This window comes from Citrobacter sp. S39, assembly GCF_009495675.1.
GTDB lineage: Bacteria > Pseudomonadota > Gammaproteobacteria > Enterobacterales > Enterobacteriaceae > Citrobacter > Citrobacter freundii.
Window position 1 is genome coordinate 2,570,877 of the sequence record NZ_CP045555.1, and the last position, 15,088, is coordinate 2,585,964.

Annotated in this window: 8 protein-coding genes and 1 pseudogene; 6 read left to right on the top strand and 3 right to left on the bottom strand. The window is 51.3% G+C overall.

The features are described from left to right. Positions 1 to 283: 283 nt before the first annotated feature. A complete protein-coding gene (gene ubiG, locus GFB57_RS12140; protein ID WP_003027601.1) occupies positions 284 to 1,012 on the bottom strand; it encodes a bifunctional 2-polyprenyl-6-hydroxyphenol methylase/3-demethylubiquinol 3-O-methyltransferase UbiG in 729 nt (242 codons plus the stop codon). A gap of 158 nt (positions 1,013 to 1,170) precedes the next feature. Between ubiG and gyrA the strand changes: the two genes are divergently transcribed. Then, entirely contained in the window at positions 1,171 to 3,807 is a 2,637-nt protein-coding gene (gyrA, locus tag GFB57_RS12145) for a DNA topoisomerase (ATP-hydrolyzing) subunit A (RefSeq protein ID WP_003027598.1), read from the top strand. Positions 3,808 to 3,928: 121 nt separating this feature from the next. Next, a complete protein-coding gene (gene rcsC / locus GFB57_RS12150) occupies positions 3,929 to 6,775 on the top strand; it encodes a two-component system sensor histidine kinase RcsC (RefSeq protein WP_003027595.1) in 2,847 nt (948 codons plus the stop codon). Positions 6,776 to 6,887: 112 nt separating this feature from the next. On the opposite strand, the gene rcsB is transcribed toward rcsC, so the two are convergent. Both rcsB and rcsD read right to left on the bottom strand, forming a co-directional pair. Further along, a complete protein-coding gene (rcsB, locus tag GFB57_RS12155; protein WP_003027592.1) occupies positions 6,888 to 7,538 on the bottom strand; it encodes a response regulator transcription factor RcsB in 651 nt (216 codons plus the stop codon). A gap of 16 nt (positions 7,539 to 7,554) precedes the next feature. Then, positions 7,555 to 10,224 (bottom strand): phosphotransferase RcsD, encoded by a 2,670-nt coding sequence (rcsD, locus tag GFB57_RS12160; protein ID WP_003027590.1) that lies wholly within the window; start codon positions 10,222 to 10,224, stop codon positions 7,555 to 7,557. 738 nt (positions 10,225 to 10,962) lie between these two features. Between rcsD and GFB57_RS12165 the strand changes: the two genes are divergently transcribed. The 4 genes and pseudogenes from GFB57_RS12165 to alkB all read left to right on the top strand — a co-directional run bounded on the left by GFB57_RS12165 (position 10,963) and on the right by alkB (position 15,080). After that, positions 10,963 to 12,078 (top strand): porin OmpC, encoded by a 1,116-nt coding sequence (locus tag GFB57_RS12165; RefSeq protein WP_003027588.1) that lies wholly within the window; start codon positions 10,963 to 10,965, stop codon positions 12,076 to 12,078. A 115-nt stretch (positions 12,079 to 12,193) separates the two neighbouring features. Beyond that, positions 12,194 to 13,246: an FAD:protein FMN transferase ApbE gene (apbE, locus tag GFB57_RS12170; protein WP_003027586.1), complete on the top strand. Its 1,053-nt coding sequence runs from the start codon at positions 12,194 to 12,196 to the stop codon at positions 13,244 to 13,246. 79 nt (positions 13,247 to 13,325) lie between these two features. Next, entirely contained in the window at positions 13,326 to 14,390 is a 1,065-nt protein-coding gene (ada, locus tag GFB57_RS12175) for a bifunctional DNA-binding transcriptional regulator/O6-methylguanine-DNA methyltransferase Ada (protein ID WP_003027584.1), read from the top strand. Next, positions 14,390 to 15,080, top strand: a pseudogene (gene alkB / locus GFB57_RS12180) (DNA oxidative demethylase AlkB). Before ada ends, alkB begins: the two are co-directional and overlap by 1 nt. Positions 15,081 to 15,088: the final 8 nt, after the last annotated feature.

The following is a 15,088-nucleotide window of genomic DNA, read 5'->3' on the forward strand; positions in this document are numbered from 1 at the left end:
AAGTGCGCGTCTTATAAGGCCTGGCGGGGATGTCAATAATTGAGAAAAAAAATAGAAATTTTGATCGAGTGCTGATTTCTTCATCTAAGGTAAGGAAAGTTCTTATGATCTGGCGCAAAAATTGCTGTACCGGTACTACTCAGGATTAGTAGGCGATGCGTAATAACGCAGGCCTGATAAGCGAAGCGCCATCAGGCGTTAAAGCCCGGAGTCATGCCGGATGGCGGCGCTGGCGCGCTTTATCCGGCCTACAATTCAGCGTCATAAGGCCATGAGCGCTGGTTTATTCGCTTTTGGCGGTGGTATGCACCATATAGTTCACATCAACGCCCGGACCGAGTTTGAAGGTGTTGGTGATGGGATTGTAGTGCAGGCCGGTCATATGACGCTCTTTCAACACGGTCTGGTCAACCCACTCTAACAGTTCAGCGGGCTTAATGAATTTTTTCACATCATGCGTGCCTTTCGGCACCATCCGCAGAATATATTCCGCTCCGACCACCGCCATCAGCCAGGATTTGCCGTTGCGGTTAAGCGTGGAAAAAAAGACTTCGCCGCCCGGTTTAACCAGTCTGGCGCAGGCCCTGACCACCGACTGCGGATCTGGTACGTGCTCCAGCATTTCCATGCAGGTCACAACGTCATACTGATGCGCATGCTTATCCGCATGTTCTTCGACAGTTTCTTGTACGTACTCCACCTGGATGCCGCTCTCCAGCGCATGCAGTTTTGCGACCTGTAACGGTTCAAAGCCCATGTCCAGCCCGGTGACGGTTGCGCCTTCGCGCGCCATGCTTTCCGCCAGAATGCCGCCGCCGCAGCCGACATCGAGAACCTTTTTACCAAACAGGCCGCCTGAGCGTTCAGTAATGTAGCCCAGACGCAGCGGGTTAATACGGTGCAGTGGCTTAAATTCACCCTCAAGATCCCACCAGCGTGACGCGACTGCTTCAAACTTGGCAATTTCTTCATGGTCAACGTTGTGAGTAACCGGGGGTTTTTCGGCATTCATTGGGGCTTCTACTCCTAAATTTGCGATGCAAATGAGTATATCAGCCTGACGGGATGAATAAAGCCTCTGTCAGGGGGAATCCATTTACCTGAATCTTCACGTATGTGTTATAATTTGCGACCTTTGAATCCGGGATACAGTAGAGGGATAGCGGTTAGATGAGCGACCTTGCGAGAGAAATTACACCGGTCAACATTGAGGAAGAGCTGAAGAGCTCCTATCTGGATTATGCGATGTCGGTCATTGTTGGCCGTGCGCTGCCAGACGTCCGAGATGGCCTGAAGCCGGTTCACCGTCGCGTACTTTACGCCATGAACGTATTGGGCAACGACTGGAATAAAGCCTATAAAAAATCTGCCCGTGTCGTTGGTGACGTAATCGGTAAATACCACCCTCATGGTGATACCGCCGTTTACGACACCATTGTTCGTATGGCGCAGCCATTCTCCTTGCGTTACATGCTGGTAGATGGTCAGGGTAACTTTGGTTCTGTCGATGGCGACTCCGCAGCGGCGATGCGTTATACGGAAATCCGTATGTCGAAAATCGCCCATGAGCTGATGGCTGACCTGGAAAAAGAAACGGTTGATTTCGTCGATAACTACGACGGCACCGAACAAATTCCTGACGTCATGCCGACCAAAATTCCTAACCTGCTGGTGAACGGTTCGTCCGGTATCGCGGTAGGTATGGCGACCAACATTCCGCCGCACAACCTGACTGAAGTGATCAACGGCTGTCTGGCATATATTGACGATGAAGACATCAGCATTGAAGGGCTGATGGAACATATTCCGGGTCCGGACTTCCCGACTGCAGCGATCATCAACGGTCGTCGTGGTATCGAAGAAGCCTACCGTACCGGCCGTGGCAAAGTGTACATTCGCGCACGCGCGGAAGTCGAAGCGGATGCCAAAACGGGTCGTGAAACCATCATCGTCCACGAAATTCCGTATCAGGTAAACAAAGCGCGCCTGATCGAGAAAATCGCCGAACTGGTAAAAGACAAACGCGTAGAAGGCATCAGCGCGCTGCGTGACGAGTCTGACAAAGACGGTATGCGCATCGTGATTGAAGTGAAACGCGATGCGGTCGGGGAAGTGGTTCTGAACAACCTTTACTCCCAGACCCAATTGCAGGTTTCCTTCGGTATCAACATGGTTGCATTGCACCATGGCCAGCCGAAGATCATGAACCTGAAAGATATTATTGCCGCGTTCGTACGTCACCGCCGTGAAGTCGTAACTCGTCGTACTATCTTTGAACTGCGTAAAGCCCGCGACCGTGCGCACATCCTTGAAGCGCTGGCGATTGCGCTGGCGAACATCGATCCGATCATCGAACTGATCCGCCGTGCGCCGACCCCGGCAGAAGCGAAAGCCGCGCTGGTTGCGCGTTCGTGGGAACTGGGCAACGTTTCCGCCATGCTGGAACGTGCTGGTGATGACGCCGCGCGTCCTGAATGGCTGGAGCCGGAATTTGGCGTGCGTGACGGTCAGTACTACCTGACTGAACAGCAGGCTCAGGCTATTCTGGATCTGCGTTTGCAGAAACTGACCGGCCTTGAGCACGAAAAACTGCTCGACGAATACAAAGAGCTGCTGGAACAGATCGCTGAACTGCTGCACATTCTGGGCAGCGCAGATCGTCTGATGGAAGTTATCCGTGAAGAGATGGAGCTGATTCGTGAACAGTTCGGCGACGCGCGTCGGACCGAAATTACCGCGAACAGCGCTGACATCAACATCGAAGATCTGATTAACCAGGAAGATGTTGTCGTGACCTTGTCTCATCAGGGCTACGTGAAATATCAGCCGTTAACCGATTACGAAGCGCAGCGTCGTGGCGGTAAAGGCAAATCTGCAGCACGCATTAAAGAAGAAGACTTTATCGACCGCCTGCTGGTGGCCAACACCCATGACACGATCCTCTGCTTCTCCAGCCGTGGTCGTCTGTACTGGATGAAGGTTTATCAACTGCCGGAAGCGAGCCGTGGTGCGCGTGGACGTCCAATCGTTAACCTGCTACCGCTGGAAGCGAACGAACGTATCACCGCAATTCTGCCGGTACGCGAGTACGAAGAGGGCGTCAACGTCTTCATGGCAACCGCCAGCGGTACCGTGAAGAAAACGGCATTGACCGAATTCAGCCGTCCGCGTTCTGCCGGTATTATCGCCGTCAACCTGAACGAAGGCGACGAACTGATTGGCGTTGATCTGACGTCCGGTAATGACGAAGTTATGCTGTTCTCTGCTGCCGGTAAAGTGGTGCGTTTTAAAGAGAACGCAGTTCGCGCGATGGGTCGTACGGCGACCGGTGTTCGCGGGATCAAACTGGCAGGTGAAGACTCCGTTGTTTCCCTGATCGTTCCACGCGGTGAAGGGGCAATCCTGACCGTCACGCAGAACGGTTACGGTAAGCGTACAGCGGAAAGCGAATACCCAACCAAGTCTCGTGGTACGCAGGGTGTTATCTCCATCAAAGTCACCGAGCGTAATGGCTCCGTTGTTGGCGCAGTACAGGTTGAAGATACCGACCAGATCATGATGATCACCGATGCAGGTACGCTGGTACGTACTCGCGTGTCGGAAATCAGCGTGGTAGGGCGTAATACCCAGGGTGTTATCCTTATCCGTACTGCGGAAGACGAAAACGTTGTGGGTCTGCAACGCGTTGCTGAACCGGTTGATGATGAAGAGCTCGACTCCATCGACGGAAGTGCAGCTGAAGGTGACGAGGATATCGCGCCTGAAGCGGAAAGCGATGATGATGCAGCGGATGACGCTGAAGAGTAATTAAAACGTAATAAGAAGGGCCGGAGAACTCCGGCCCTTTTTTTAATGGCATTGCGACAAAAGACATTTATCGCTACCTTAACCACACTCTATTAATGCCCTGAGGCGGAGCTTCGCCCCTTTGAAATACCTTGCTTCCGTTCATTCAACCCTAAAAGTCTCACGCTACCTGTTCAGAGCGTTGGCGCTCGTTATCTGGTGTCTGATTGCGTTTGCCTCCGTGTTCTACATTGTGAATGCGCTGCACCAGCGAGAGTCTGAAATCCATCAGGAGCTTAATCTCAGCTCCGATCAGGCCCAACGTTACATTCAGCGCACCTCTGATGTGATTAAAGAGCTGAAATATATTGCCGAAAATCGCTTAACGGCGGAAAACGGCGTGATGTCGCTGCGGGCGCGAGATGATAAAACCGTCGTGCCTAATTTTGAGCCGCTGTTTGCCGACTCCGACTGTTCCGTAATGGGCAACGCCTGGCGAGGTTCTCTGGAATCACTGGCATGGTTTATGCGCTACTGGCGCGACAACTTTTCCGCCGCTTATGATTTAAATCGAGTGTTCCTGATCGGCAGCGACAACCTCTGTATGGCCAATTTCGGTTTGCGTGATATGCCCGTCGAACGAGACGAGGCCCTGAAGGCTCTGCATGAGCGCATTATTAAGTATCGCAATGCAACGCAAGAAGAAAACGGCAACAACTTGTTCTGGATTAGCCAGGGGCCGCGTCCGGGAGTAGGGTATTTCTATGCACTGACGCCGGTTTACCTCGCCAATCGTCTCCAGGCGCTGTTGGGCGTAGAGCAGCCTATTCGCATGGAGAATTTCTTCACGCCGGGCAGTTTACCGATGGGCGTGACCATCCTCGACGAAAATGGCCATGCGCTAATTTCTCTCACCGGCCCTGAAGGGAATATTAAGGCTGAGCCCCACTGGATGCAGGAGCGCTCCTGGTTTGGTTACACGCCGGGTTTCCGCGAGCTGGTATTGAAGAAAAATCTGCCTCCGTCCTCCCTGAGCATCGTGTACTCCGTTCCTGTCGACCTGGTGCTGGAGCGGATCCGCATGATGATCCTGAACGCTATATTGCTGAACGTGCTGGTCGGGGCGGCATTGTTTATGCTCACGCGCATGTATGAACGGCGTATTTTTATTCCAGCGGAAAGTGATGCTCAGCGGCTGGAAGAACATGAGCAGTTTAACCGTAAAATCGTGGCTTCTGCGCCGGTAGGTATTTGTATTCTGCGCACCATGGATGGCATTAATATCCTGAGTAACGAACTGGCGCACACCTATCTGAACATGCTGACGCATGAAGACCGTCAGCGGTTAACGCAAATTATTTGCGGCCAACAGGTCAATTTTGTTGATGTGCTGACCAGCAACAATACCAATCTGCAAATCAGCTTTGTGCACTCGCGCTATCGTAATGAAAACGTGGCAATTTGTGTCCTTGTTGATGTCAGTGCGCGCGTTAAAATGGAAGAGTCGTTGCAGGAGATGGCACAGGCGGCGGAACAGGCTAGCCAGTCAAAATCGATGTTCCTTGCGACGGTGAGCCATGAGCTACGTACACCGCTGTATGGCATTATCGGTAACCTTGATTTGTTGCAAACCAAAGAGTTACCGAGTGGGGTGGATCGTCTGGTAACGGCGATGAATAACTCTTCCAGCCTGCTGCTGAAAATTATCAGCGATATTCTCGACTTCTCAAAGATTGAATCTGAACAGCTGAAGATTGAACCGCGAGAGTTTTCACCGCGTGAAGTCATGAACCATATTACGGCTAACTATTTGCCGCTGGTGGTCCGCAAGCAGTTGGGGTTGTACTGCTTTATCGATCCGGATGTGCCTGTGGCGCTGAATGGCGATCCGATGCGTTTACAACAGGTGATTTCTAATCTACTGAGTAACGCAATCAAGTTTACCGATACCGGTTGTATTGTGTTGCACGTGCAGTGCAGCGGCGACTACCTGAGCATTCGAGTGCGTGATACCGGTGTAGGGATCCCTGCCAAAGAGGTGGTTCGGTTGTTCGATCCTTTCTTCCAGGTGGGGACTGGCGTACAGCGTAATTTCCAGGGAACGGGACTTGGTTTGGCGATCTGTGAAAAACTGATCAGCATGATGGATGGGGATATTTCCGTCGATTCCGAGCCGGGAATGGGGAGCCAGTTTACGCTGCGTATTCCGCTTTATGGCGCACAGTATCCGCTGAAAAAGGGTGTTGAAGGATTGGCTGGCACGCGTTGCTGGCTGGCAGTACGTAATGCGTCACTGTACCATTTTCTCGAATCCAGCCTGACGCGCAATGGGATGACGGTGCTGCGATATGAGGGACAACAGCCCGATGCGGATGACCTGTTGGTGGCCGACGATGTGCTGGAACAGGCCTGGCAGGGGCGAGCAGCGGTGATTTTCTGCCGCCGACATATTGGCATTCCGCTGGAAAGAGAGCCTGGAGAATGGGTACACAGCGTGGCGTCACCGCACGAACTGCCTGCGCTGTTGGCACATATCTACAGTGTAGAGTTGGGGAGTGAAGAGCTCTCCACGGCGTTGCCAACCCCGGATAAAGCCGGTGCGACGAACGATGACATGATGATCCTGGTTGTTGACGATCACCCTATAAACCGGCGCTTACTGGCCGATCAATTGGGATCGTTGGGATATCAGTGTAAAACCGCGAATGACGGTGTGGATGCGCTCAATGTGCTCAGCAAAAATCATATCGACATTGTGCTGAGTGACGTCAACATGCCAAACATGGATGGTTATCGCCTGACCCAGCGTATCCGCCAGTTAGGGTTAACGCTGCCGGTTGTCGGCGTGACGGCCAACGCGCTGGCCGAAGAGAAGCAGCGTTGCCTGGAATCAGGTATGGATAGCTGTCTGTCTAAGCCAGTGACGTTGGATGTATTGAAGCAAACGCTGACGGTCTATGCGGAAAGGGTGAGGAAGGCGCGGGAATAACAGATGCCGGATGGCGGCGCTTGCCTTATCCGGCCTACGGAACACGCACCACCCAGTGTCATTCGTAGGCCTGATAAACGGCGTGCCATCAGGCACTTTGGTGTTAAAAGAATTACTCTTTGTCTGAGGGACTCAGCGTTACGGAAGAGAGGTAATTCAACAGGGCGATATCGTTTTCCACACCGAGTTTCATCATTGCCGACTTTTTCTGGCTGCTGATGGTTTTAATACTACGGTTGAGTTTTTTCGCGATTTCAGTAACCAGAAAACCTTCGGCAAACAGACGCAGAACTTCACTCTCTTTCGGTGACAGACGTTTGTCGCCATAGCCGCTGGCGCTGATTTTTTCCAGCAGACGAGACACGCTTTCCGGGGTGAATTTCTTACCTTTCTGCAGTGCGGCAAGCGCTTTCGGCAGATCGGTTGGCGCACCTTGCTTCAGTACGATCCCTTCAATATCGAGATCCAGTACCGCGCTCAGAATAGCCGGATTGTTGTTCATGGTCAGAACGATAATCGACAGGCTCGGGAAATGACGCTTGATATATTTAATTAACGTGATCCCATCACCGTATTTATCTCCCGGCATGGAGAGGTCGGTAATCAACACATGCGCATCCAACTTAGGCAAATTGTTGATCAGTGCAGTGGAGTCTTCAAATTCGCCGACAACATTTACCCACTCGATTTGCTCAAGTGATTTACGAATACCGAACAGTACAATCGGGTGGTCATCGGCAATAATTACGTTCATAGTGTTCATGTATTGGGCTACCTTGCTACAGCAAGCTCTTGACGTAAACGTCAATGTCGCTGATGTATTTTTCTATACCTGGAGCATCTTTCTCTTGAATAAGATGTTCCAGCGCTTCACATAACTGCTTGCCGGGTACCAGATTAAGCATGGCAAACACGCCTTTCAGGCGATGGGCCGTTTGGGCTAACGCAGCGAAATCGCTGATAGCCGCCTCAGTATACAACCTCTTAACATCATCCGGTACTGTGTCTACAAAGAGAGCGTAGTAACCACTGGCATGAAGTTCGGCGTTTTCATCTCCGCCGAGGGGGAGTTCCTGGAACCCTTCTTGCGCCAGTTGCTCTTCAATCAGCTCAAGGACTGCTTCCTGCATAGCATTGCTCATATTAAAGTTGACGCGCAGTTGGCCAGGGCCAATTTTCCGCACGCCAGACTCATCATCGCTTAAAAGTAGGCCTGAAGCAGTAAGATTAGACGGATTATCCGTTAAAAAGAGATCATATTCTTGACTATTCAACCGTTCATCGGGCGTGATACAGGTTGCCCCCCAGTTTTCCAGCTGACGTAATACAATGCTACGTACGTCATTTGAGGTGACATCAACCATTACGCAGACGTCATCCAACAGGCGTTCTTCACTATCAGCATGTTGATCGTGCAGCGGCATTTTAACATGGACGATATAACGTGTTCCAAGTTCTTCCCGCGCTTTGATATTCAGGTGTCCGCCAAGCTTACGGGCTAACTGATCGCACAACCAGAACGTCAGAGGGTTGGCTTTGCCATACCGATCGCCCTGCGTGTCATTGATGAACGGGAAATGGAGATTATCAACTTCATTCAATGTGACGCCTTGCCCGGTATCCAGAATGCGGAAGGTCAGGCGTTCAGCCTCTGACTCATCCTGGTCTACTTCCAGCGTGATTTTACCAATCTGCGTGGTGGTTACCGCATATTGGATCAACAGCAGCAAAATACGGCGCAAGGCATCGCGATCGCCACGGCGTTCATCATGGACGCTAAGATGATTTTTAATCAGTAGCTGCAGCCCCTTACGCTTAATGGCTGGCAGAACCTCCGGAACTACGTCGTCAATTAATGCCTGCACGGAAAACAGTGTGGATTCACCTTTCCAGGCATCGTTCTCCAGCAGGTTGGCTAGCTGGATTTCGTCCACCATTCGCACCAGAACGTCGGCCTGATTTGCCAGTTTCTGGCTGTCCGGTGTATTGAGCGCGGCGGCATTGGCAGCCAACGTTTTCGCGGGGTCTTTCAGCGCGCTGCCAATATTCTGCATAAAGGCCGCGCGGGCCTGCTGATTTTTCTCATACAGCCGCTGCGCTTGTTTCAGCTTCTTATTGACCAGCACTTCGCGGTCCTGGTCACGAATGATAAAGATCTGCGTTCTCGGGGAGATCTGGCTGCGAAACAGTCTGATTTCATACAGTTCATTATTGATGGTGGCTTGAATGATTCCCTGATGCTGCTCTGCCATGTTGGTAATGTTTTGCAGATTTAAATGCGGCAGCAGGTGATCGGCAATTTTGTTGCTGATAACCGTACGATTTGCTTCCTGATCGTGTACCAGTAATCCCAGCGGCAGAAGGGAAACAATCTCTTCGTTGATTGCGCGAAGAACGCGCAGTTCATTATTTGCCGCAAGGTTTGGCGCCACTTGGGTGGAACGGACTGGGAGGTGGCGAAAAGTGGTATAGCCAAATAGCGCCAGGGCCAGCAACGCAATGTTCAGCAAAAGCGGTAGCAGAATGCTTTGCAATGTGTCGAGCAGCAATGAGCCAAACGGAACCTGCCATACCAGCCGCATATCCGTTGAGTTTAGCGCCGAAGAGATCTCAATTTTACTGTTGTTGAAATTAATGCTGACGCTGTCAGGCGACTCTTTTTCATTCAGGTGCTCGGTCGTTGAGGTGGCATCAGGTTCCAGATAGAAACTGTCCAGCGGCATACCGGGCGGGATCAAGTCATTAATCGGCAGGTCAAAGGCGACAACCGTTGCCAGATGTCCTGGCTGATTAAAGGTCGTGCGTAGCGTGAAGTAATGCCCGTTCTGCCAGGCCAGACGGCGCAGTGAAGAGAAGCTTTCACGTTCATCTAGCGCATTAGCCTGTTGCAGCATCTCAGCGCGCCGGGAATCGACAATATTCCCAATCGTCGATTCTTTAAAACCGGAGGTAAGATCTTTCAGCGGTAACGTCGAGATTAGGATCAGGCTGTTGTCCTGACCATTCAGGTAATACATTGACCATGGGACATTCTCTGCGCCCCACAACGTATCCAGATATGTTGAAATGCGCTGGGTCATTTCCAATGTAGAACTGTCATGCGAGCCGAAAATCAGCGCCTCGGTCTTTCTGCGTGGCTTCTCAAGATAATAGACATCTTGTTTCAGACGTGTTTCCTGCAGCCCTTCTGCACCCGGCGAACTGGTTGAGGCGGCAATATTGTCATAGATTTGCCAGGTCACGTATCGCCAGGTATCGACCCTTTTATGAATGGCATGGGTAATATCGACGATCTGATAGCTCTTATCTTTTAACCAGGTGTTGACGGCGCTCTGGACCATAACACCCATCATCACCAACAGCACAACGATCAGTAATAAGAAGAAACGGGTAATACTTCCTGGCAACAGGGAGAATCGGGTGGAAACCGTTGTGTCAGACTGACTCATTCGTGTTTATGACCTGTTAAACGACGCGAAAGATGAAGGGGCAGTATAAAGGGTAATGTATGAATTACCACACTTACACCGCGCGGCAGAGGTTGCATTTTTTACGCCTCATTTGGTTGCACCTGTGACGGTGCAAAGGTGTACAGTGGATAACGGCGGGTACAAATATTCGTACGGAAAGTATACATTTAGCATTAAATAACAATCAATTATTTGTCAGGCTTATATCTGAGCGCAGTGCTATGAGATAATTAATAGTCGTTATAGTTTTGCATCGGTAGCACAGAACGGTAAGTTTTGTGTAAAGAAGGGTAAAAAAAAACCGAACGCTGAGCATTCGGTTGAAATAGGGGTAAACAGACATTCATAAATGAATGACGGTAATAAATAAAGTTAATGATGATAGCGGGTCTATTTTAGTTGCGAGTGAAGATTTTTTTTTGTCATTCAGTGCTATAAGATTTTTTCGTGTAATTTGTTGATTTTAAATATTATTAATATGATTCTTGATTATTTGTGCTTATTTTGCCTATTTTTTGATTTTAAAAAAGTTCCCTTGTATTAATATTTTGAAACATCTATGCGGATAAATGAAACACCTTAAAAGTTTTAGTATCATATTCGTGTTGGATTATTCTGTGTTTTTGCGGAGAATGAAGTTGCCGACTGGTTAATGACCTTAATCAGTATGCAGTGGCATAAAAAAGCAATAAAGGCATATAACAGAGGGTTAATAACATGAAAGTTAAAGTACTGTCCCTCCTGGTACCAGCACTGCTGGTAGCAGGCGCAGCGAATGCGGCTGAAATTTATAACAAAGACGGCAACAAATTAGACCTGTACGGCAAAGTCGACGGTCTGCACTATTTCTCCGATGACAAAAGCGCTGACGGTGACCAAACCTATATGCGTATCGGCTTCAAAGGCGAAACTCAGGTTAATGACCAACTGACCGGTTACGGCCAGTGGGAATACCAGATTCAGGGTAACTCCGCAGAAAATGAAAACAACGCCTGGACCCGTGTGGCGTTTGCGGGTCTGAAATTCGCAGACGTGGGTTCATTCGACTACGGTCGTAACTACGGCGTAGTTTACGATGTAACGTCCTGGACCGACGTTCTGCCGGAATTCGGCGGCGACACCTACGGTTCTGACAACTTCATGCAGCAGCGTGGTAACGGCTTCGCGACCTACCGTAACACCGACTTCTTCGGTTTGGTTGATGGCCTGAACTTTGCCATTCAGTACCAGGGTAAAAACGGTAGCGTGAGTGGCGAAGACGATACCGGCAGAACTTTCACTGGCGTGACCAACAACGGTCGTGAAGCACTGCGTCAGAATGGCGACGGCGTTGGCGGATCTATCACTTATGATATCGGCGAAGGCTTCTCTCTGGGTACTGCAGTCACCAGTTCCAAACGTACCGACGAACAGAACCGTTTGAACTTCGGTACCGGCGACCGTGCTGAAACCTATACCGGTGGTATTAAATACGACGCGAACAATTTCTACTTTGCAACTCAGTACACTCAGACCTACAACGCAACGCGTGCAGGCTCCCTGGGTTGGGCTAACAAAGCACAGAACTTCGAAGCGGTTGCTCAGTACCAGTTCGACTTCGGTCTGCGTCCGTCCGTGGCTTACCTGCAGTCTAAAGGTAAAGACCTGGGCCGTGGCTATGGCGACGAAGACATCGTGAAATATGTTGATGTTGGCGCGACTTACTACTTCAACAAAAACATGTCCACCTATGTTGATTACAAAATCAACCTGCTGGATGACAATCAGTTCACCCGTGACGCAGGTATCGGTACCGATGATATCGTAGCGCTGGGTCTGGTTTACCAGTTCTAATCTACATTTATTGTTATCAAAGGCCCTGCGGGGCCTTTTTTAATGCTGTTTTTCCGCCGTACAAACAACGATTTTTGGTGTACTCTTGCGCGCGTTCGCATGAGGATAATTACGTATGGAAATGAAATTTTATCGCGCAGCGCTGCTGGCGGTGACGATTTTTTTTGTCGGGTGCGATGAAGCCCCGAAACCTGCTCAGACCACAACGCCAGCCACCGTTCTGGAAGGTAAAACCATGGGCACTTTCTGGCGGGTCAGTGTCGTGGGCGTCGATGCAAAACGCGCCGCAGAACTACAGGTGAAGATCCAGACTCAGCTTGATGCCGATGATCAACTGCTCTCCACCTATAAAAATGACTCTGCATTGATGCGCTTTAACTTATCGAATAGTTTGTCACCATGGCCGGTTAGCGACGCCATGGCGGATATCGTGACCTCGGCGCTACGCATTGGTGCAAAAACCGATGGGGCTATGGATATCACCGTGGGGCCGTTAGTCAACCTGTGGGGCTTTGGCCCGGATCAGCAACCGTTGCATATTCCCACCCAAGGGCAAATTGACGCTGCAAAAGCGCAAACCGGACTTTCACATCTGAAGGTCGTGAATGAAGCGCATCAGAACTACCTGCAAAAAGACTTGCCGGATCTGTATGTGGATCTCTCTACCGTTGGCGAAGGGTACGCCGCCGATCATTTGGCTCGATTAATGGAGCAGGAAGGGATCGCCCGTTATCTGGTTTCCGTTGGTGGTGCGCTAAACAGCCGCGGTATGAATGCTGAAGGGCATCCGTGGCGAGTCGCAATTCAGAAACCGACCGATCGTGAAAACGCGGTGCAGGCGATTGTAGACATTAACGGGCATGGCATTAGCACCTCCGGCAGCTACCGTAACTATTATGAGCTGGATGGCAAGCGTCTTTCCCATGTTATCGATCCGCAAACCGGTCGTCCGATTGAACACAACCTGGTGTCCGTAACGGTGATTGCCCCAACGGCGCTGGAGGCCGATGGCTGGGATACAGGATTGATGGTGCTCGGCCCGGAAAAGGCCAAAGAAGTTGTGCGTCGTGAAGGGCTTGCGGTCTATATGATTATGAAAGAGGGCGAGGGGTTTAAAACCTGGATGTCGCCGCAGTTCAAAAGCTTTCTGGTCAGCGAAAAAAATTAAAAAGCAAGATTGCAGGTTTTTGTATCCGCCTGTGGGGACACACTGACGCTAAGCGCTATGCTTAACAAAGGAGTCCGAAATGAAAAATCGTTTACGCATCACTGACGATGACCGTTGGCAGTCCGTTTTGGCCCGTGACGCCGACGCCGACGGTCATTTTGTTTTTGCCGTCCAGACCACCGGTATTTTCTGCCGTCCGTCCTGTCGGGCAAAACATGCGCTGCGCAAAAATGTCCGCTTTTTCTCTGATGCTCAGCAGGCGCAGGCTGCCGGGTTTCGCCCCTGTAAGCGCTGCCAGCCGGATAAAGACAGCGCGCAACAGCATCGACTGGACAAAATTGCCCGCGCCTGCCAGTTGTTGGAGCAAGAGTCACCTCTTACGCTGGACGAGCTGGCACAACAGGTGGCAATGAGCCCGTATCACTTACATCGCTTGTTCAAAGCTACGACAGGCATGACCCCGAAAGCGTGGCAGCAGTCCTGGCGTGCCCGCCGTCTGCGCGATGCTCTGGCGAAAGGTGTTCCGGTTACGCAGGCGATTCTCAACGCCGGATTCCCCGACAGCAGCAGCTATTACCGCAAAGCGGATCAGACATTAGGCATGACCGCAAAGCAATTTCGTAAAGGTGGCGACAACGTTTTTGTACGCTATACCCTCGCAGATTGCGCTCTGGGTCGTTGTCTGGTGGCAGAAAGCGAGCGGGGTATCTGTGCGATCTTACTTGGTGATGATGACGCCACGTTAGTTGCGGATCTGCATGAGCTGTTTCCCGCCGCGCAGGATGTTCCTGCAGATGCCGATTTTCAGCAGCGCGTGCGCGAAGTGATCGCCGCGATCAACTCGCGTGACGCGTCGCTATCGCTACCCCTGGATATCCGGGGCACCGCATTTCAGCAGCAGGTGTGGCAGGCGCTGCGCGCAATTCCGTGCGGCGAAACAATGAGCTACCAACAGCTGGCCAGCGCCATCGGCAAACCGAAGGCGGTACGCGCGGTGGCCAGTGCCTGTGGGGCCAACAAACTGGCGATTGTTATACCGTGTCACCGGGTGATCCGTGGTGATGGCGCACTTTCGGGCTACCGATGGGGTATTGCGCGCAAGACGCAGTTACTGCAACGGGAAACTACTGGTGAGGAAACATAATGCTCGATCTTTTTGCGGATGCTAAACCCTGGCAGGAGCCGCTGGCTTCAGGTGCGGTTATTCTGCGACGTTTCGCTTTTGACTCTGCACCCACTTTACTGCAGGCGATAGCGGCTGTCGCCAGACAGTCGCCGTTTCGTCAGATGGTAACGCCCGGCGGCTATACGATGTCGGTGGCAATGACCAACTGCGGCCATCTGGGCTGGACGACGGATCAGCATGGCTATCTTTATTCTCCGTTTGATCCACTCACCGGCGTGCACTGGCCGCCGCTGCCGGATGCATTTGCTGACCTGTGTCAACAGGCGGCGACGGTGGCGGGCTATGCTGATTTTCAACCCGATGCCTGCCTGATTAACCGCTACACGCCAGGGGCAAAACTGTCCTTACATCAGGATAAAGACGAGCCCGACCTGCGGGCGCCGATTGTCTCTGTATCGCTGGGGCTACCGGCCATCTTTCAATTTGGCGGATTGCGCCGTAATGACCCTTTAAAGCGTTTGCTGCTGGAGCATGGCGATGTCGTGGTGTGGGGCGGTAATTCGCGGCTGTTTTATCATGGGATCCAGCCGCTTAAAACGGGGTATCATCCGTTGACCGGAGACTGTCGTTACAATCTGACGTTTCGTCAGGCAGGTAAAAAAGAATAAAAATAAGAATTATTATTGCTGTCAGCGAAGAGATGTTTAAACTGCGGG